This window comes from Lentzea sp. NPDC004789 (assembly GCF_053601075.1).
Genome location: NZ_JBSGBE010000026.1, coordinates 58524 through 76857, shown reverse-complemented (window position 1 = coordinate 76857; position 18334 = coordinate 58524). Strand labels below are relative to the sequence as shown.

The window sequence follows — 18334 nt, the reverse complement described above, 5'->3', positions numbered from 1 at the left end:
GGATCAGCCCCCGAAACGGTCCAGTCCAGAAGCCGGCGGTCACCGGACTCCCCCGAGTGCATGGAGGCAAGTCTTGGCACGGCATCGAGCGAAGGGTCAGCTGGTCGACGTACTGGCCAGAGTCGATCTGGACCGCAAGAAGGCCGTAGCGGCCGTGGTGGCCGCGGGTGCCCTGGCGGGCGCCGGCTTCGCCCAGGCGATGACCACGGTCGCGCCCGTCGACCGCATCGTCCCGGTCGCGGCGACGAAGGACCTCGCGGCGGCTATGACCGGGCAGCAGCAGCCGGAGAGCATCCGCACGATCCACTCGGTGGACTCCACCTCCGAGACGCGCAAGCTGCTGCAGGCCGAGCAGATCCAGGTGCAGTTCACCGTCCGCGAGGCGCTCAAGTCCGCCGAGGCCGGCTACGCGAAGCGCCAGGAGGCCCTCCAGACCGAGCAGGCTCGTCTCAAGGCCGAGGAGGAGGCTCGCCGTCCGAAGTGCGTGCGGCCCGCGCAGGGGACGTTCACGTCCGGCTTCGGCGCGCGCTGGGGTACCAGTCACAACGGGGTCGACATCGCCAACGCCATCGGCACGCCGATCGTGGCCGCGATGGACGGCACGGTGATCGAGGCCGGGCCCGCGTCCGGGTTCGGGTTGTGGGTCCGGATTCAGCACGAGGACGGGACGATCACCGTCTACGGGCACATGAACACGATCGACGTGCCGCAGGGTGCGAAAGTCAAGGCGGGGCAGCAGATCGCGACGATCGGCAACCGCGGTCAGTCGACCGGGCCGCACCTTCACTTCGAGGTGTGGGTCGACGGCGGGCAGAAGATCAACCCGCTGCCCTGGCTGGCGGAGCGCGGCGTCACGCTCTGACCGGCCTTCGTGGACGGACGACTGCGCCCGATCGGGTGAGGTGTCCAGGGCCTTCGTGGTGACGCAAGGCGACGTCGCGGCCGGGAGCCGGCGGCGGTGGGGGTGGCGCCTTTTCCGGCGGTGCGCCAGGTTGAGCTTCGTGGCAGAGACACCGAAGTCGTTCTCCGGCAAGGCCCTGCGCGTGCTCGTCACCGGCGGCGCCAAGGAGCTGGGGCGGGCGTTCAGCGAAGTCCTTGGCGCGCAAGGGCATCGGCTCGTGATCACCGGACGCGACGAGAAAGCGCTCGACACCGCGGAGGCCGAGCTCAGGGCCAAGGGGGTCGACGTCGAGGCGCACGTCGCGGACCTCGGCGACCCCGGCGCGACGCCCAAGCTCATCGAGAGCCTCGGCGGCATCGACGTGCTGGTCAACAACGGCGCGCTCGGCGGGCCGGTCGGGCCCACCTGGCAGGTCGACGAGAACGAGTGGTGGCGCACGTTCGAGGTGAACCTGCGCGGCACCGCGTTCGCCGCGAACGCCGCCATTCGCACGATGGCGAGCGGGCGGATCATCAACGTGGTCAGCAACGCCGGTGTGCACAGGTGGCCTTACGTCACGGCGTACTCGGTGTCGAAGGCGGCCGTGATCAAGCTGACCGAGAACCTCGCGGTGGAGCTGAAACGACGGCCGATCGCGGTGCTGAGCTACGACCCCGGCATGGTCGGCATCGGGCTGATGGGCCGCGGCTGCGAGCACGACTCCGATGATCCGGACCAGCAGCGGATCGCGCGGTGGGCAAGATCTCAGCGCGACAGCGGCAGGTTCACCCCGGTGGAGCAGTCCGCCGGTCTTTTGGCCCGAATCGTGAGCGGAGAGTTCGATCACCGGTCGGGTGGACTCGTCACGCAGAACGACGCGTGAGCACGACTGCACTGTCAACCGGCAACAGCTTGCGTCGCACGCGTGAACGAGGAACCTGTAGTTCTTCGTGTAGAGCGTTTAGGCCCTTCCTCGCCGACAGGTCAACGGGGATCGTCGCGAGAGGCTCCCCGAAAATCCGTCCACAGGAGGCGTCGTGCCTGTCGGAACATCCTCCGCTGCCGTCAACCTGGCCGCGGCCCTCGAACCCGCGCACCTCGAGCTCGCGCGCGATCCGCTGCACGTCGAACTGCCCGACGAGGTGAGAGAACGGGTCGCGCGCTGCCGCGAGTTCGTGCTCGACATCAGCGGCTCCGGTCGCGCGATCTACGGTGTCACAACGGGTTTCGGCCCGCTCGTGGAGTTCGAGGGCCGCGCGGACAGTGCCGGTCAGAGCGACAACACGATCATCCACCACATCGTCGGCCACGGCGAGCCGATGCCACCCGCCGTCGCCCGCGCCGCCGTGCTGGCGCGGCTGTTCTCGTTGGCGCAGGGGCGATCCGGCGTGTCGGAGCAGGTCGTCACGGCACTGATCGCCGTGCTGGGCACGGAGTTCGCCCCCGCGGTGCCGCGGCTCGGCTCGGTCGGGGCGAGCGGTGATCTCCAGCCGCTCGCGTACGTCGCGCATGCGTTGCGGGGCAACGGGAATGCGTTTTTCCAGGGCAGGCTCATGCCCGCGGTGGACGCGCTCGGCCTCGCCGGGCTCGCGCCGCTGCGGCTGGACGGGCGGGACGCGCTCGCGTTGGTCAACGGCATTTCGGTGACCGCCGCAGCACTCGGACTCGCTGTCGCGCAGGCGGACCGCGCGCGCCGGACCGCGGAGCTGTTGTCCGCCTTGCTGACCGACGTCCTCGGGTGCGGCACCGAATTCACGTCGGTCGGCCTGCTCGCCGCGTTCGGCCACCCGGACGTCGCGGACACCGGCGCCGCCATCAGGACCTGGCTCGAAGGCAGCACGCCGTCCGGCGAACGCCCGTTGCAGGAGGCCTACAGCATCCGCTGCGCGCCCCAGCTGATCGGCGCGGCCGGCACGAGCGTGCGGCACGCGGGCGAGGTGGTGCGCCGCGACCTCAACGGCGTGAGCGACAACCCGTTGTTCTTCCCGGAGAGCGGGGAGGTGGTGCACGGCGGCAACTTCTTCGGCCAGCCCAGCGCCTTCGCGGCCGACCAGCTGAACGTCGCGCTCGTGCAGCTGGGCAACCTGGCGGAACGCCAGCTCGACCTGTTGGTCGACCCCCACCGCACCAGCGGTCTGCCGCCGATGCTGAGCCCGGTGCCCGGCCAGCACCACGCGTTGCAGGGCGTGCAGCTGTGCACGACGGCGACAGTCGCCGCGATGCGCAGGGCCGCCGTCCCCGCCTCGATGCAGAGCCTGCCGACGAACCTGCACAACCAGGACGTCGTCCCGTTCGGCACCCAGGCCGCGTTCACCGCGCTCGACCAGGCGGGCCTGCTGCGGTACCTGCACGCGGCGCTCGCGATCGGGCTGCGCCAGGCCGTGCACGTCGGGGCGCGACCGCCGAAGTCACCGCGGCTCGCGGCGGTGTTCGACCGGGTCGCCGAGGAGGTGCCGCCGATCGTGGCGGACCGGCCGCTGGACACGACCCTCGGCCGGGTCGCGGATCTGCTCGACGTCCTCGTTTCCGAAGTGGAGGGCGTGCGATGAGCGCTCCGGTCTGCGCGCCCGTCCGCGACCGCACGTCGGTCGATCTGCCGGTTCTGCGCCTGCCGATGCCGGGAGCGGAATTGATTCCGTGCGGCACCGGCTGCTATCAGATCCCGGTCGTGATCAACACCCCCGAGGACCCGGTGGATCGTGCCGTTCACCGGTGGTTTCTCGGCCATCACGGCGCATTTCTGGTCTGGAGGTTTCTTTCGGCTTCACTCGATCGGTTGATACGCGAGCCTGATTCGCAACTAGTCCGCCTCGCTGCGCTTGGATATGACGCGTACTCGGTGATGCTCGCCTATTCGGGCAGTTGTTCCCGTGAGGTGTACGAGGACGTCATCCGGCCGATGATGATGGCGTTCGACCCGGCGTTCAGCGGGCGGTGGGCACGTGACTACGAGCCCCTGCCCGGCCTGCTGCGCCGGGCCCGTACCGCACTGGGGCCCGTGGCGGCCGCACCGCTCTCCTCCGCGAGCAAGGCGAACCTGTTGGCACACATGGAGGTCATGCGCAGACTCGTGCCGGGCGGCAACTCGCTGCTGCGCGAGTCCGGGCGCACGCACGTGCCCACCACCGACGCCGAGCGCGACCGGTTCGACGAGTTCTTCCTCGTCAGCCGGGAGAACGTGTGCGTGAGCCGCTATCGCGCGCACAGCTCCGCCGTCCTGTCCGCCATCGGCCACGACCTCGCGAGGCACCCGCTGCGGCCCGAGTACGCCACCACACTCAGGACGCTCGCCACCCGACTATGAGAGAAGGCCGCGCGTGAACGACTTCAAGACCGTGGTCATGACCCCGCAGATCTACCAGTACGTGCGCAAACAGGCAGGCCAGCCCACCGCGGTGCAGGAGAAGCTGATCGCGAGGACGCTGGAGCTCGGCGACTCGGCCGAGATGCAGATCCCGCACGAGCAGGCGGTCCTGCTGTCCCTGCTGGTCCGGCTCACCGGCGCGCAGACCGTCGTCGAGGTCGGCACGTACACCGGGTACTCCACGCTCGCGTTCGCGCAGGCGCTTCCCCCGCACGGCAGGATCATCACCTGCGACATCTCCGTCGAGTGGACCGCGATCGCCGAGGAGGCGTGGCAGGCGGCGGGCGTGCGCGACCGGATCGACCTGCGGCTCGGCCCGGCCGCGCAGACGCTCGCCGAGCTGCCGGACGAACCGGTCGTCGACCTGGTGTTCATCGACGCGGACAAGGTCGGCTACGTGCACTACTGGGACCTGCTGGTGCCGCGGGTGCGTCAGGGCGGCCTGCTGCTCGCGGACAACACGCTCTACTACGGCGAGGCGGCCGACGAGCAGCCGGAGGGCAACGCCGCGGCCATCGACGCGTTCAACAAGTTCGTGCTGAACGACCCGCGCGTGGAGTCGGTGCTGGTGCCGATCGCGGACGGGCTGACGTTCGCTCGCAAGAGGTGACGCGGACCCTGCCGGCCGGTTGTGGGCATACCGACCGGTCGGTAGGGTGGGGGCCAGGTCGCTACTTGGAGGCGTTCATGGCTCGTTGGGGAATCACGCTGCCGCTGATCGGTGTGCCGGTGCTGGAGCACCGCGCTCTGGTGTCCGAGCTCGCCGGGCTCGGTTACACGGACGTGTGGTCGGCCGAGACGACCGGCACGGACGCGTTCACGCCGCTCGCGCTCGCCGCCCAGTGGTCCTCCGAGCTGCGCTTCGGTCCGGCGATCGCGCCCGTCTACACGCGTGGACCGGCCACGCTCGCGATGACCGCGGCGACGCTCGCCGAGGTGACCGGTGACCGGTTCGTGCTGGGCATCGGTTCGTCGTCGCCCGCGATCGTGCAGCGCTGGAACGCGATCCCGTTCGAGGAGCCGTTCAAGCGCACCCGCGACACCCTGCGCTTCCTCAAGGCCGCGCTGGCCGGCGAGAAGGTCACCGCCGAGTACGACACGTTCTCGGTGTCGGGCTTCAAGCTGGAGCGCCCGCCGGCGCAGAAGGTGCCGATCATGCTCGCGGCGCTGCGGCCGAACATGCTGCGGCTGGCCGGTCGTGAGGCCGACGGCGCGATCACGAACTGGCTGGCCGCCACCGACGTCGCGCAGGTGCGGGAGGAGCTCGGCGACTCCGAGCTGGCCGCGCGGATCTTCGTGTGCCCGACCGAGGACGCCGACGCGGCGCGCGCGTTGGGGCGCATGCTGATCAGCACGTACCTGACCGTGCCCGCCTACGCCGCGTTCCACGACTGGCTGGGCCGCGGCGAGGCGCTGCGCCCGATGCACGAGGCGTGGGCGGCCGGTGACCGCAAGGCCGCGTCGAAGGCCATCCCGGACGAGGTGGTCGACGCGCTGATCGTGCACGGTTCGCTGGACGAGTGCCGTGCGCGCGTCGCCGAGTACCAGACCGCCGGTGTCGACACCCCGATCATCGCGCTGCTCCCGACCGGCGGCGACCAGATCGCGCAGGTGCGCGCGCTGGCACCGCGGGCCTAGCCGTGCCCACCGCGACCGAGCAGAAGATCATCGACGCGGCCGTGCGCCTGTTCGCGTCGCAGGGCTACGACGCGACCTCGGTGCAGGAGATCGTCACGGCCGCGGAGGTGACCAAAGGCGCGCTGTACCACTACTTCCGCGCGAAGGACGACCTGCTCTTCGAGATCTACCGGCTGCTGATCACGTCCCAGTCCGCCGACATGGACCGGATCATCGGGCTCGGGTTGCCGTCCGCCGAGACGGTCAGGGAGATCCTCGTGTCGCTGGTCGTCTCGACGGCGGAACGGGTCGACGAGACCGCGGTGTTCGTGCGGGAGCTGCACCGGCTCGGCGAGGAGCGGATGACCGAGTTCCGCGCCGAGCGCCGCCGCTACCACGAGACGTTCCTCGCGGTGGTCGAGAAGGGGCAGGCGGACGGGGAGTTCAGCTCTCTCGTGCCCGCCGACACCGTGGTGCGCATCGCGTTGGGCGTCGTGAACCAGCTGCCCATGTGGTACCGGCCGGACGGCGCGAAACCCCCGGCCGTGCTGGCCGGGGAGATCGCGGACTTCGTGCTGGCCGGGCTGGCTCCGGCGCGTTAGCCGAAGACGGGTCAGGCGCGGTTCCTGAGCGCCGCCAGCGCCTTGTCGGCGTGGCTGTTCATGGAGAACTCGCTCTTGATCACCTCGATGATCCGGCGGTCCGTGTCGATCACGAACGTGTGCCGCTTGACCGGGATCGGCCCGAACCGCCGCTTCACCCCGAACTGCTCCGCGACCTCACCGTCGACGTCGGACAGCAGCGGGTAGTCGAAGTTGTTCAGCTCCGCGAACTGCTTCTGCTTCGCGACGTCGTCGGTGGAGATCCCGACGCGCTGCGCCTTCGCCTCGGTGAACTCGGCGGCGAGGTCGCGGAAGTGGCAGCTCTGCGCGGTGCACCCGGCCGTCATCGCGGCGGGGTAGAAGAAGAGCACGACAGGGCCGTTCGCGAGCAGGTCGGAGAGCTTGCGCTCGGTGCCGTCCTGGTCGGGCAGGGCGAAGTCGGGGGCGAGGTCGCCGGGCTTCATGGATCTCCAATACGCTCGGTGCCGTGACCAGCATGTCCGATGTGGCCAAGGCTGCAGGGGTGTCCGCTGCGACGGTATCGCGGGCCCTGCGCGGGGAACCGGGCGTGTCCGAGGCGACGCGGCAGCACGTGAGCGAGGTCGCACGCCGGATGAAGTACGCCATCGCGCGCGACGCCTCGTCGTTGGCCGGTGGCCGCCGGTACGCGATAGCGGTGCTGACGTCCGAGGTGAGCCCGGTGCTCGCGGGCGCGGAGGGCGCGCTGCGGCAGGCCGGTTACGACGTGCTGCTCTACGTGCTCGGCGACGCGTCCTCGCGGGAGAAGTTCTTCGACGAGCTGCCGCTGGGCCGCCGCGTGGACGGGGTGCTGCTGCTGTCCATGGCCCTGACCGAGGCCGAACACGCCGCGCTGGAGTCGCTGGAGGTCCCGCACATCACGGTCGACGACGCCGACCTCCGGCACGCCCTGCGGACCGCCGTCGCGCACCTGCTCGCGCTCGGGCATCGCGACGTGGCGCTGGTGCTGTCCGACGGGGTGGACGAGTCGTACGACGAGATCCTGGTCGAGGCCGGGCTCACCGTCCGTCCCGAGTGGACGGTCTGGTGCTCGCCGACCGTCGACGGCGGCGAGCAGGTGGTCGACGTGCTGCTCGACGGCGAACGCCTGCCGACCGCCGTGATCAGCTCGAACGGCGCGGCGGCGTTGGGCATCTACCTGCGCATGCAGCGCGACGGGCGTGCGGTGCCGGACGAGCTGTCGATCGTGTCGCTCGACGGGCAGGAGCTGACCCGTGTGGTCGGGCTGACCGCGGTGGAGGGCGCGGCGAAGGAGCAGGGGGAGCGGGCGGTCGCGGACCTGTTCACGTTGATCAGGGGCGGCGAGATCGAACCGGCCGAGCACCACGTGCGGCTGGTCGTGCGCAACTCGAGCGGACCGGTCGCCTGAGTACTGTGACGCCATGCCCGCCCAAGAGCGTCTGACCGAACTGCCCGGCCTGCCCACCACGCCCGGCTACGCCCACGCGGTGACGGCCACCGGCAAGCTCGGCTTCGTCTCCGGCCAGGTCGCCATCGACGCCACCGGCTGCGTCGTCGGGGTCGACGACCTGGGCGCCCAGACGCGGCAGGCGTTGAGCAATCTTCATCACGTGATCAGAAACCTCGGCGCCGACTGGTCGGATGTCATCAAGTTCACCTGGTACGTGCTTGATGCGTCTGAGGTTCAGACCATTCGTGATGTCCGTGACGAGATGCTGCGGCCCGCGCTGGGAGATGTGCCGAACCCGGCCAGCACGCTGGTTCAGGTCGCGGCGTTGTTCGGGCCCGATTTTCTCGTTGAAGTCGAGGCCGTGGTCGCGATTCCGGATGAAGCATCGGATGTTTGACCAAATGCATCTGTGTGTATGTGTCTCGATCGGTCTGCACCCTTTGGGTGACCAGGGACCATTTGCTCTGGTAATGCGGCCCGAGCTGTGACATAGCTTGTAGTTGTGGAGGAGTTGGTGGCGCGACTGGCGGACGCCTGGGGCGTTGCCACTCGGTACGAGAACGCGGACCAGCAAGAGGTCACCGTCGACACCGAGGTCGTCGTCAAGGTCCTCGCCCAGTTCGGCGTCGACGCGTCCACTGAGGACTCCGTCGCCCGCGAGCTCGCACTGGTCGAGCAGCGCCGCGCGGAACGCGTCCTGCCGCCCACGATCGTCATCCGCGAGTACGAGACGTACGACCTGCGTGGACCCGCCACGGTTTTCCTGGAGGACGGCAGCTCTTTCGGTGTCGAACGGCACCTGCCGGACTCGTTGCCGCTCGGCTGGCACCGCGTCGTGACCGACAAGCAGACGATCACCCTGGCCGTCGCGCCCAGGACGTTGCCGGACGTGCCGCGCACGTGGGGCTGGATGCTGCAGCTGTACGCGGCGCGGTCGAAGGAGTCGTGGGGGATGGGCGACTTCGCCGACCTCGCCACGATCGCGCGCCGCAGCAGCCTGGAACTGGACGCGGGCGTGGTGCTGGTCAACCCGGTGCAGGCGCCGTCGCTCACGCATCCCGTCGAGCGCTCGCCGTACTCGCCGACCAGCCGCCGGTTCGCGAACCCGCTGTACCTGCGGATCACCGACACCGCGGAGTTCCTGCAGGCCTGCCCGCGCACCCGGCAGCTCATCCGCGACCTGCGGCCCGACCACCAGGACCTGATCGACTACGACGCCATCTGGGACGCCAAGCGGCAGGCGCTGGAGCTGCTGTTCCCCGGCGGCGAGATCGAGATGGACGACGACCTGCGAGCGTTCGCCACCTACTGCGCGCTGGCCGAGATCCACGGCAAGGACTGGCGCGAGTGGCCGGAGGACCGGGAGGAGGCACCAGCGGAACGGGTGGCGTTCCACGCGTGGCTGCAGCACCTCTGCACCCGCCAGCTCCAGGACGTCCGGCTCGCCGCGCACGAGGCCGGCATGGCCGTCGGTGTCATCCACGACCTGCCGGTCGGCGTCTCGCCCGGCGGCGCGGACACCTTCGCGGACCCGGACGTCTTCGCCATCGACGTCACGGTCGGTGCGCCGCCCGACGCGTTCAGCGCGGACGGCCAGGGCTGGGGCCTGCCGCCGTGGCGCCCCGACAAGCTCGCCGAGACCGGCTACCGGCCGTTCCGCCAGGTCCTGCGCAGCGTCCTGAAGCACGCCGACGGCATCCGCATCGACCACGTCGCCGGGCTGTGGCGGCTCTGGTGGATCCCGCCGGGCGAGCCGCCGTCACGCGGCACCTACGTCCACTACGACGCCGACGCGATGCTCGGCGTGCTGGCCCTGGAGGCCTACCGCGCCGGTGCCGTCGTGGTCGGCGAGGACCTCGGCACGGTCGAGCCGGTCGTCACGAAGACGTTGCAGGAGAACGGCATGCTCACCAGTGCCGTCCTCTACTTCCAGCGCGACTACTACGCCGACGGCCACCCGCTGATCCCGCCGTCGCAGTGGAACCCGAACCAGATGGCCAGCATCTCCACCCACGACCTGCCGACCGCCGCGACGTTCTTCGCCGGTCCCGACGGCCCGGACTTCGACGAGCTCATGCGCCAGGAGGGCATCGACCCCAGCGACCGGGTCGCCGGCGCCCACGAGCTGCTCGCGCAGGCCCCCTGCGCGTTGGTCCTGACTTCACCTCAGGACGCTCTGCGGGACACCCGGCAGCCCAACGTGCCGGGCACGATCGACGAGCACCCGAACTGGAGAATCCCCCTGCCGGTCGCGTTGGACGACTTCTTCCCGCGAGTCAGGGACATCACCCGTCCGCTGCGCAGCCGGGATAGATGAAACTTCCACGTAACGGCAGGTCACGTGCCTGCGGAGTACTGTAAGGCCGTCACCCGACGGCGGACGACGAACGTTTTGGAGGTGGCGTACCAGATGAGCTCAGCCGTGAGCACGCGGACACCAACCGGCGTGCTTGAACTGGCCGTCGAGCAGGTCCTCGCTTCGGTGAGGCCGGCGGCACTCGGCGACCCGGTGGTCGGGGCACGGCGCGCGGAGGCATCCCTGCGTGACGCGCTGCGGGACGCAGGACCCGTGGACGACAACATCGCTTTGCAGGCCGCGCTGGCGTGCGCGGAGGCCGCCTGCGAGCACCTGAAGTACGCGGAGATCCAGGAAGCACGCACGTTGCTCACGGCGGCACGTGGGCAGCTGGTGCTGGCACACGAAAGGGCGTGATGCCGGACCGGTGTTAGGCGGATAGGGTCGTTGGGTAGCCGCCGCTTGTGACGAGGAGCATCGTGCGACCCTGGCCTGGAAGGCCCTACCCGCTGGGCGCCGGATATGACGGCGTAGGCACCAATTTCGCCCTGTTCTCCGAGGTCGCGGAGTACGTCGAACTCTGCCTCTTCGACGACGACGGCACCGAGACCCGCGTGAGGCTGCCGGAGGTGGACGGCTTCGTCCACCACGGCTACCTGCTGGGCGTCGGACCTGGCCAGAAGTACGGATACCGCGTGCACGGTCCGCACGACCCGGCGCGCGGACTCCGCTGCAATCCGAACAAGCTGCTGATCGACCCGTACGCGAAGGCCATCTCCAACGGCCTGTCGTGGGACGAGGCGTTGTACGGGTACAAGTTCGGGGCGCCGGACGAGCGCAACGACGCCGACTCCGCGCCGCACGTGCCCAAGTCGGTCGTGGTCAACCCGTTCTTCGACTGGACGAACGACCGGTTGCCGAAGACGCCGTACAACGAGAGCGTCATCTACGAGGCGCACGTGCGCGGCCTCACCATCGACCACCCCGAGATCCCGCCGCGGCTGCGCGGGACCTACGCGGGCCTGGCGCACCCCGTGATGATCGACCACCTCATCAAGCTGGGCATCACGGCGGTCGAGCTGATGCCGGTGCACCAGTTCATCAGCGATCACACGCTGGCGGAGCGCAGGCTCAGCAACTACTGGGGCTACAACACGATCGGCTTCTTCGCGCCGCACGACGGCTACTCCGCGTTGCCGTTGAACCAGGTGCAGGAGTTCAAGGGCATGGTGCGGGCGCTGCACCAGGCCGGGATCGAGGTCATCCTCGACGTCGTCTACAACCACACGGCGGAGGGCAACCACCTCGGGCCGACGTTGTCGATGCGCGGGATCGACAACGAGTCGTACTACCGGCTGGTGGAGGACGACCCCAAGTTCTACATGGACTACACGGGCACGGGTAACTCGCTGAACGTGCGGTCGCCGCACACGTTGCAGCTGATCATGGACTCGCTGCGGTACTGGGTCACCGAGATGCACGTGGACGGGTTCCGGTTCGACCTCGCGGCGACGCTGGCCCGCGAGTTCTACGACGTCGACCGGCTGGCGACCTTCTTCGAGGTCGTGCAGCAGGACCCGGTGGTGTCGCAGGTCAAGCTGATCGCGGAGCCGTGGGACGTCGGGCCCGGTGGCTACCAGGTCGGCAACTTCCCTCCGCTGTGGACGGAGTGGAACGGCAAGTTCCGGGACACCGTGCGGGACTTCTGGCGGGGTGAGCAGGCGACGCTGGGCGAGTTCGCGTCGCGCATCACCGGCAGCAGCGATCTCTACCAGGACGACGGGCGCCGGCCGTACGCGTCGATCAACTTCGTGACGGCGCACGACGGGTTCACGCTCAACGACCTGGTGACGTACAACGACAAGCACAACGAGGCCAACGGCGAGGACAACCAGGACGGCGAGAGCCACAACCGGTCGTGGAACTGCGGGGTCGAGGGACCGACGGACGACCGGGAGGTCCTCGAACTGCGGGCGCGGCAGCGGCGGAACCTGATGGCGACCATGCTCCTCTCGCAGGGTGTGCCGATGATCCTGCACGGCGACGAGTTCGGGCGCACGCAGCACGGCAACAACAACGCGTACTGCCAGGACAACGAGGTCTCGTGGGTCGACTGGTCGTTGCTGGAGACCAATGCCGAGCTGGTCGAGTTCACCGCGGCGCTGGCGAAGTTCCGCAAGGCGCACCCGGTGTTCCGGCGCCGGCGGTTCTTCGCGGGACGGCCGATCCGCAAGGGCGAGGAGTTGCGCGACATCGCGTGGTTCACGCCCTCGGGCGAGGAGATGACCGAGCAGAACTGGGAGGACGACTTCGGCAAGTGCATCGTCATCTTCCTCAACGGCGAGGGCATCCCGGACCTCGACGCGCGCGGCATGCGGGTGGTCGACGACTCGTTCCTGATGGCGTTCAACGCGCACTTCGAGGACATCGAGATCACGCTGCCCGAGGCCGAGTACGGTCCTGAGTGGACGGTGGTGGTCGACACCACGACGGGACGGGTCGGCGACGGGGAGAAGCCGGTCGTCGCCGGTGGGCAGCTGACGCTGACCGCGCGGTCGCTCGTCGTGCTGCAGCGGGTGGGCTGATGGGCGCGCCTTCCTCCACCTACCGCGTCCAGTTCACCCCCGGCTTCACCTTCGCCGACGCCGCCGGTATCGCGGACTACCTGGCGCGCCTGGGCATCGGCGCGTTGTACGCGTCGCCGATGCTCGACGCACGCGAGGGGTCCACGCACGGCTACGACGTCGTGGACCCGACGCGTGCGCGGCCCGAGCTGGGCGGTGACGAGGGCCGCAGGGCGTTGCAGCAGAGCCTGCGGCGGCACGACCTCGGGCTCGTGGTCGACATCGTGCCCAACCACATGGTCGTGCCGAACCCGTGGTGGGACGACGTCCTGCGGAACGGCCGGGAATCCAGGTACGCGCGGTACTTCGACATCGACTGGTCGTCGGGCAAGGTCCTGCTGCCGGTCCTCGCGGAGGGCTCGCCGGACGAACCGGGCGAGCACTTCGTGAAGGTCGACTGGCGGCGCGGCAACAGCGAGCTCAACTACCGGCGGTTCTTCGACATCACCGAACTGGCGGCGATCAGGGTCGAGGACCCCGAGGTGTTCGAGGCGACCCACCGCGAGGTCCTGTCGTGGGGCGTCACGGGGTTGCGCGTCGACCACCCGGACGGCCTGGCCGATCCCGGCGGTTACTTCCGGCGGTTGCGCGAGCACTTCGACGGCTGGCTGGTCGTGGAGAAGATCCTCGGGCCGGACGAGTCGCTGCCGCAGAGCTGGCCGGTCGACGGCACCACCGGCTACGACGCGTTGCGCGAGGTCTGCGGTGTGTTCATCGCGCCGACCGAGAGGTTCGGCGGCGGCTTCGGTGAGGTCGAGCACGCGTCCCGGCAGCAGGTCGCCGACTCGATCCTGGTGGCCGAGGTGCGCCGGATCGCCCGGCTGGTGCAGGGCGTGCCGTTCGAGGACGCCTGTCAGGCCGTCGCCGAGGTGATGGTCAACTTCCCGGTGTACCGGTCGTACCTGCCGGAGGGTTCACGGTACTGGGAGACCGCGGTTCAACGGGCCGAGTCGCCCGCTGTGCGCGCGCTCGACGAGCAGGTGCGCGCCGACCCGCACGGCGAGCTCGCGACCAGGATCCAGCAGACGTCCGGCATGGTCGTCGCGAAGGGCACCGAGGACACCGCGTTCTACCGGTACACGAACTTCGTGGCGCTGAACGAGGTCGGTGGCTCGCCGGACCGGTTCGGCCTGTCCGTCGACGAGTTCCACCAGCGCGCGGCGGCCCGGGAGGCGCAGACGCCCCAGGCCATGACCGCACTGTCCACGCACGACACCAAGCGGTCCGAGGACGTCCGGGCGCGGCTCGCGGTGCTGGCCGAGATCCCGGACGACTACCTGGCGTTCGAGGCCGCGATGTCCGGCAAGCACGGCATCTCGGAACCGACGCTGAACCGGCTCGCGTGGCAGTCGCTCGTCGGCGCCTTCCCGATCACCGAGGAGCGGCTCGGCCAGTACCTGGAGAAGGCGTCCAGGGAAGCCAAGATCAGGACTTCGTGGGTCGACCGGAACGCCGAGTTCGACGCCGAGGTGGCCGCGTGGCCCGCGAAGGTGCTCGACGAGCCGGAGGTCGCCGCGTTCGCCGACCGGATCAGGGCGCCCGGCTGGTCGAACTCGTTGGGGCAGAAGCTGGTCCAGCTCACCGCGCCCGGCGTGCCCGACCTCTACCAGGGCACCGAGCTGTGGGACTTCTCGCTGGTCGACCCGGACAACCGCCGCCCGGTGGACTACGCGGTCCGCCGGGAGCTGCTGGCGCGCATCGAGGACGGCTGGCTGCCGGAGGTCGACGACTCAGGCGCCGCGAAGCTCCTGGTCGTGCAGAAGGCCCTGCACGTGCGGAAACGAGGTCTGCACGGCTACCGGCCGCTCACGGCCGAGGGGCCCGCCGCAGACCACGTGCTGGCGTTCGAACGATCCGGCGTGATCACGGTGGCCACCAGGTTGCCGGTCGCGCTGGCGCGCAAGGGCTGGCAGGACACCGTTCTGCCGTTGCCGAGCGGTCCGGAGTGGACGGACGTGCTCACCGGGCGGCCGGCGGCGGAGGACCTGGCGAGCCTGCTCGACCGCTATCCGGTGGCGCTGCTCGTACGAGGGGGATGAGTGAGCTTCTCTGTCTGGGCCCCGACGCCCGAGTCGGTGCACGTGCGCGTCGACGGCGTCGACCACGAGATGAAGCGCGACGGCGACTGGTGGCACTCGGAGGCCGAAGGGACGGACTACGCGTTCGTCATCGACGGCCAGGCGTATCCGGACCCGCGGTCGCTGTGGCAGCCGCGCGGTGTGCACGAGGCGTCCCGCGTGTACCGGCACGACTTCGAGTGGACCGACCAGAGCTGGACGGGCCGCGCGTTGCCCGGCGGCGTGCTCTACGAGCTGCACATCGGCACGTTCACGCCGGAAGGGACGTTCGATGCGGCCATCGCCAAGCTCGACCACCTGGTGGACCTCGGCATCACGTTCGTCGAGGTCATGCCGGTCAACAGCTTCGACGGCGTGGAGGGCTGGGGCTACGACGGTGTCCTGTGGGGCGCGGTGCACGAACCGTACGGCGGCCCGGACGGGTTCAAGCGGTTCGTCGACGCCTGCCACGCGCGCGGCCTCGCCGTGCTGCTCGACGTGGTCTACAACCACCTGGGACCGTCCGGCGCGTACCTCGACAGGTTCGGGCCGTACTTCGCCGGTCGCAACGACTGGGGTCCGGGCCTCAACCTGGACGGGCCGAACTCCGACGAGGTCCGCCGGTACGTGATCGACAACGCCCTGCAGTGGCTCGGGGACTTCCACGTGGACGGTCTGCGGCTCGACGCCGTGCACGCGCTGGCCGACCAGCGCGCGGTGCACGTCCTCGAAGAGCTGGCGGTCGAGGTGGACGCGCTCTCCACGCGGGTCGGCCGCCCGCTGACGCTGATCGCCGAGTCCGACCTCAACGACGCGAAGCTCGTGACCGCACGCGAAGGCGGCGGGTACGGCCTGCACGCGCAGTGGTCCGACGATCTCCACCACTGCCTGCACGTCGCGCTGACCGGCGAGACGTTCGGCTACTACGAGGACTTCGCGGCACCGGGAGCGTTGAAGAACACGCTGGAGAAGGTGTTCTTCCACGCGGGCACCTGGTCGTCGTTCCGGGAGAAGCACCACGGCAAGCCGGTCGACACGGCGCTGATCCCCGGCCACCGGTTCCTGGCCTACACCCAGAACCACGACCAGATCGGCAACCGCGCCACCGGCGACCGGCTGCCCGCGACGGTCTCGACCGGGAAGTTGTTGTGCGCGGCGGCGATCGTGCTCTGCTCGCCCTACACGCCCATGATCTTCATGGGGGAGGAGTGGGCGGCGAGCACGCCGTGGCAGTTCTTCGCGTCCTTCCCGGACCCGCAGCTGGCCGAGGCCGTGCGGACGGGCCGGCGACGTGAGTTCGCGCGGCACGGCTGGGGCGAATCCGACGTTCCGGACCCGATGTCGCCGCAGACCGTGGAGAACTCGAGGCTGAAGTGGGACGAGGTCACGACCGGCGAGCACGCGAAGGTGCTGCGGACGTACCGGGCGTTGATCGCGTTGCGCCGCTCCCGGCCTGAGCTCGCCGATCCGCGGCTGGACAGGTTCGTGGTGGAGCAGGACGGGCTGTGCTTCGTGCTGCACCGCGCAACGACCCGCGTGGTGGTCAACCTCGGCACGACGCCCGTCCCGCTGCCTCAGGGCGAGGTGCTGCTGACCTCCTCGGCGAATCCGTCGTCGCTTTCGCCCGAGTCGTTCGCGGTCGTCGCGTCGACGTGATCCCACAGCGCCTGGTCGGCCGGCCTGACCGGCTGGCCGAGGTGGGCGTGCACGAACGCCGCCACCAGCCGGTCGGCGGCGACGTGCAGCTTGATGTTGTGGTGCTGGGAGATGTGCACCAGCAGCCCGAACGCCTGCTGGGGTGTGCAGGGCTTGCGTGCGGCGATCAGGCCCGTGGCCTGCCCGATGACGGTCCGGGACACCAGAGCCTTGCGCAGCCCCGCCACCTCGGCCTCGAGGGCGGTGATTCTCGCGGACGACACCGCCGGCTCCTTTCACGTCGTCATGGTCACAGCGGCATGCCGGTGAGACGACGGGCTCGGGAGCGCTCGAAAAGGCGGGACACACCCAGAGCAAGCCGTCTCATCGGCTTGCGGCTGGGTTCTCAACCGCGAGTGATCACCTTATCAACTGTTTCGGACCGTGCTCGCCGGGTAACCGATCCATGTAGCTGACCACGTACTGAAGGAGCCTGATCCATGGGTGCCGACGACAAGCTCAGCAACAAGGCCGAGGAGATGAAGGGCCGCGCGAAGGAAGCGGTAGGCGACGCCACCGACAACGAGCAGTGGCAGGCCGAGGGCCGTGGCGAGCGCGTCAAGGCCGACATCAAGCAGGCCGGCGAGAAGGTCAAGGATGCCTTCCGCTCGGACAAGTAAGAAGTCCGCCGGCGCCGCCCAGTTCGTCCCGGAGGGGAAGGACTGGGCGGCGCTGCGTTCTGCGTCGTGCGAGTGCCGCGGCTGTGACCTCTACCGGGACGCCTCCCAGACCGTGTTCGGCGAGGGACCGGTGCCGGCGCCGCTGATGATGGTGGGAGAGCAGCCCGGTGACCGCGAGGACGTCGAGGGCCACGTGTTCGTCGGCCCGGCCGGACGGTTGCTGGACCGGGCGCTGGCCGCCGCGGGGATCGACCGGCAGGCCGCGTACCTGACGAACGCGGTGAAGCACTTCAAGTTCGTCGAGCGCGGCAAGCGCAGGATCCACCAGCAGCCCCGGCGGGGCGAGGTGGTGGCGTGCTTCCCGTGGCTGCGCGAGGAGATCCGGGTCGTGCGGCCGCGGTTGGTCGTGTGTCTGGGGGCCGTGGCGGCGAAGGCGCTGCTCGGGGCTTCCTTCACGTTGACCGCGCACCGCGGTGAGGTGCTGGAGCAGGACGGGTTGCGGGTCGGGGTGACCGTGCACCCGTCGGCGGTGCTGCGGGCCGAGAACCGGGACGAGGCCTACGAGGCGTTCGTGGCCGATCTCAAGGCCCTGAAGAAGTCCCTGTAACGGGACAACCCCCGGACGACTCCCGCGCTAGCGGGCCGAGCGGGACCAGCGCTCGAAGTCCGGGGGCCGGGTGGCTGCCTGGTATTCGCCAGGGTCACCGAGGGCTGGTCCTAGCGGACAGCCACCTCACGAGTCCTGTAGCTATACAACTTCGGACCACCTCCTCTCTTGTGTACGACGAACCTATGTCGTGATCGGCTGGCGTCGCAACGGAGTTTTGCGGCAGTCGCTGACTTGCACGTTTCGCGTAGAATCCGCAGACATGGTGCGCATTCCCCTGACCTCGACGGAGCGGGAGCGCGGCAGGCGGCTCGGACAGTTGCTGCGGGACGCCCGCGGCGAGGAGAGCATGGTCGAGATCGCGGCTCGCGCCGGGTTGTCGGCCGAGACCGTGCGCAAGATCGAGACCGGACGTGCTCCCACGCCGTCGTTCTTCACGATCGCCGCGCTCGCGGGCGCGCTGGGCATCTCGCTGGACGCCATCAACGAGCTGCTGGCGCCGCAGAGCCGCTCGGCCTAGCG

19 protein-coding genes are annotated in these 18334 nt (G+C 69.6%); 17 read left to right on the top strand and 2 right to left on the bottom strand.

Translation table 11 applies throughout. From position 1 onward, the window contains the following. Window positions 1–73: 73 nt before the first annotated feature. The 7 genes from ACWEIJ_RS39990 (at window position 74) to ACWEIJ_RS39960 (ending at window position 6463) form a co-directional block, all read left to right on the top strand. Window positions 74–862 (top strand): M23 family metallopeptidase, encoded by a 789-nt coding sequence (locus tag ACWEIJ_RS39990; protein WP_449842492.1) that lies wholly within the window; start codon window positions 74–76, stop codon window positions 860–862. A 139-nt stretch (window positions 863–1001) separates the two neighbouring features. Beyond that, window positions 1002–1763 (top strand): SDR family NAD(P)-dependent oxidoreductase, encoded by a 762-nt coding sequence (locus ACWEIJ_RS39985; protein ID WP_449842491.1) that lies wholly within the window; start codon window positions 1002–1004, stop codon window positions 1761–1763. A gap of 154 nt (window positions 1764–1917) precedes the next feature. Next, window positions 1918–3429, top strand: a complete 1512-nt coding sequence (locus tag ACWEIJ_RS39980; RefSeq protein ID WP_449842490.1) for an HAL/PAL/TAL family ammonia-lyase — start codon at window positions 1918–1920, stop codon at window positions 3427–3429. Next, window positions 3426–4184 (top strand): L-tyrosine 3-hydroxylase, encoded by a 759-nt coding sequence (locus ACWEIJ_RS39975; protein WP_449842489.1) that lies wholly within the window; start codon window positions 3426–3428, stop codon window positions 4182–4184. The genes ACWEIJ_RS39980 and ACWEIJ_RS39975 overlap by 4 nt, the downstream gene beginning before the upstream one ends. Window positions 4185–4197: 13 nt before the next feature. Continuing rightward, complete coding sequence (locus ACWEIJ_RS39970; protein WP_449842488.1) at window positions 4198–4854, top strand: O-methyltransferase; 657 nt, start codon at window positions 4198–4200, stop codon at window positions 4852–4854. Window positions 4855–4931: 77 nt separating this feature from the next. Beyond that, window positions 4932–5882 carry an LLM class F420-dependent oxidoreductase gene (locus ACWEIJ_RS39965; protein WP_449842487.1) on the top strand — a complete coding sequence of 317 codons (951 nt, stop codon included), beginning with the start codon at window positions 4932–4934 and terminating at the stop codon, window positions 5880–5882. A gap of 2 nt (window positions 5883–5884) precedes the next feature. After that, window positions 5885–6463: a TetR/AcrR family transcriptional regulator gene (locus ACWEIJ_RS39960; protein ID WP_449842486.1), complete on the top strand. Its 579-nt coding sequence runs from the start codon at window positions 5885–5887 to the stop codon at window positions 6461–6463. Between the two features lie 11 nt (window positions 6464–6474). Here ACWEIJ_RS39960 and ACWEIJ_RS39955 read toward each other — a convergent pair whose 3' ends face one another. After that, window positions 6475–6927, bottom strand: coding sequence for a peroxiredoxin (locus tag ACWEIJ_RS39955; RefSeq protein ID WP_449842485.1), 453 nt, complete (start codon window positions 6925–6927; stop codon window positions 6475–6477). A gap of 32 nt (window positions 6928–6959) precedes the next feature. On the opposite strand from ACWEIJ_RS39955, the gene ACWEIJ_RS39950 reads away from it, so the two are divergent. From ACWEIJ_RS39950 to treZ, 7 genes are all read left to right on the top strand, one after another. After that, window positions 6960–7871: a LacI family DNA-binding transcriptional regulator gene (locus ACWEIJ_RS39950; protein ID WP_449842532.1), complete on the top strand. Its 912-nt coding sequence runs from the start codon at window positions 6960–6962 to the stop codon at window positions 7869–7871. A 13-nt stretch (window positions 7872–7884) separates the two neighbouring features. After that, window positions 7885–8310 carry a RidA family protein gene (locus ACWEIJ_RS39945; RefSeq protein ID WP_449842484.1) on the top strand — a complete coding sequence of 142 codons (426 nt, stop codon included), beginning with the start codon at window positions 7885–7887 and terminating at the stop codon, window positions 8308–8310. 105 nt (window positions 8311–8415) lie between these two features. After that, window positions 8416–10230 carry a 4-alpha-glucanotransferase gene (locus ACWEIJ_RS39940; RefSeq protein ID WP_449842483.1) on the top strand — a complete coding sequence of 605 codons (1815 nt, stop codon included), beginning with the start codon at window positions 8416–8418 and terminating at the stop codon, window positions 10228–10230. A gap of 93 nt (window positions 10231–10323) precedes the next feature. After that, on the top strand, window positions 10324–10626 hold the full coding sequence (locus ACWEIJ_RS39935) for a hypothetical protein (RefSeq protein ID WP_449842482.1): 303 nt from the start codon (window positions 10324–10326) through the stop codon (window positions 10624–10626). Window positions 10627–10688: 62 nt separating this feature from the next. Continuing rightward, window positions 10689–12794, top strand: a complete 2106-nt coding sequence (gene glgX, locus ACWEIJ_RS39930) for a glycogen debranching protein GlgX (RefSeq protein ID WP_449842481.1) — start codon at window positions 10689–10691, stop codon at window positions 12792–12794. After that, a complete protein-coding gene (gene treY / locus ACWEIJ_RS39925; protein WP_449842480.1) occupies window positions 12794–14872 on the top strand; it encodes a malto-oligosyltrehalose synthase in 2079 nt (692 codons plus the stop codon). The genes glgX and treY overlap by 1 nt, the downstream gene beginning before the upstream one ends. Further along, window positions 14873–16546: a malto-oligosyltrehalose trehalohydrolase gene (gene treZ / locus ACWEIJ_RS39920; protein ID WP_449842479.1), complete on the top strand. Its 1674-nt coding sequence runs from the start codon at window positions 14873–14875 to the stop codon at window positions 16544–16546. It abuts the gene before it with no gap. Here the strand turns inward: treZ and ACWEIJ_RS39915 are convergent. After that, a complete protein-coding gene (locus tag ACWEIJ_RS39915) occupies window positions 16465–16809 on the bottom strand; it encodes an ANTAR domain-containing protein (protein WP_449842478.1) in 345 nt (114 codons plus the stop codon). The two genes, treZ and ACWEIJ_RS39915, sit on opposite strands and share 82 nt — an antisense overlap. A 216-nt stretch (window positions 16810–17025) precedes the next feature. On the opposite strand from ACWEIJ_RS39915, the gene ACWEIJ_RS39910 reads away from it, so the two are divergent. The 3 genes from ACWEIJ_RS39910 (at window position 17026) to ACWEIJ_RS39900 (ending at window position 18332) form a co-directional block, all read left to right on the top strand. After that, window positions 17026–17205, top strand: a complete 180-nt coding sequence (locus ACWEIJ_RS39910) for a CsbD family protein (protein ID WP_449842477.1) — start codon at window positions 17026–17028, stop codon at window positions 17203–17205. Further along, window positions 17183–17812 carry a UdgX family uracil-DNA binding protein gene (locus tag ACWEIJ_RS39905; protein WP_449842476.1) on the top strand — a complete coding sequence of 210 codons (630 nt, stop codon included), beginning with the start codon at window positions 17183–17185 and terminating at the stop codon, window positions 17810–17812. Before ACWEIJ_RS39910 ends, ACWEIJ_RS39905 begins: the two co-directional genes overlap by 23 nt. A gap of 262 nt (window positions 17813–18074) precedes the next feature. After that, window positions 18075–18332, top strand: a complete 258-nt coding sequence (locus ACWEIJ_RS39900; protein WP_355455039.1) for a helix-turn-helix domain-containing protein — start codon at window positions 18075–18077, stop codon at window positions 18330–18332. Window positions 18333–18334 lie beyond the last annotated feature (2 nt).

What these genes read in the sequence shown, in the direction of transcription:
- ACWEIJ_RS39900 (WP_355455039.1), top strand. Translation starts at nt 18,075, where the DNA reads ATGGTGCGCATTCCCCTGACCTCGACGGAGCGGGAGCGCGGCAGGCGG.
- ACWEIJ_RS39950 (WP_449842532.1), top strand. Translation starts at nt 6,960, where the DNA reads ATGTCCGATGTGGCCAAGGCTGCAGGGGTGTCCGCTGCGACGGTATCG.
- ACWEIJ_RS39975 (WP_449842489.1), top strand. Translation starts at nt 3,426, where the DNA reads ATGAGCGCTCCGGTCTGCGCGCCCGTCCGCGACCGCACGTCGGTCGAT.
- ACWEIJ_RS39935 (WP_449842482.1), top strand. Translation starts at nt 10,324, where the DNA reads ATGAGCTCAGCCGTGAGCACGCGGACACCAACCGGCGTGCTTGAACTG.
- ACWEIJ_RS39910 (WP_449842477.1), top strand. Translation starts at nt 17,026, where the DNA reads ATGGGTGCCGACGACAAGCTCAGCAACAAGGCCGAGGAGATGAAGGGC.
- ACWEIJ_RS39965 (WP_449842487.1), top strand. Translation starts at nt 4,932, where the DNA reads ATGGCTCGTTGGGGAATCACGCTGCCGCTGATCGGTGTGCCGGTGCTG.
- ACWEIJ_RS39945 (WP_449842484.1), top strand. Translation starts at nt 7,885, where the DNA reads ATGCCCGCCCAAGAGCGTCTGACCGAACTGCCCGGCCTGCCCACCACG.
- ACWEIJ_RS39955 (WP_449842485.1), bottom strand. Translation starts at nt 6,927, where the DNA reads ATGAAGCCCGGCGACCTCGCCCCCGACTTCGCCCTGCCCGACCAGGAC.
- ACWEIJ_RS39905 (WP_449842476.1), top strand. Translation starts at nt 17,183, where the DNA reads ATGCCTTCCGCTCGGACAAGTAAGAAGTCCGCCGGCGCCGCCCAGTTC.
- treY (WP_449842480.1), top strand. Translation starts at nt 12,794, where the DNA reads ATGGGCGCGCCTTCCTCCACCTACCGCGTCCAGTTCACCCCCGGCTTC.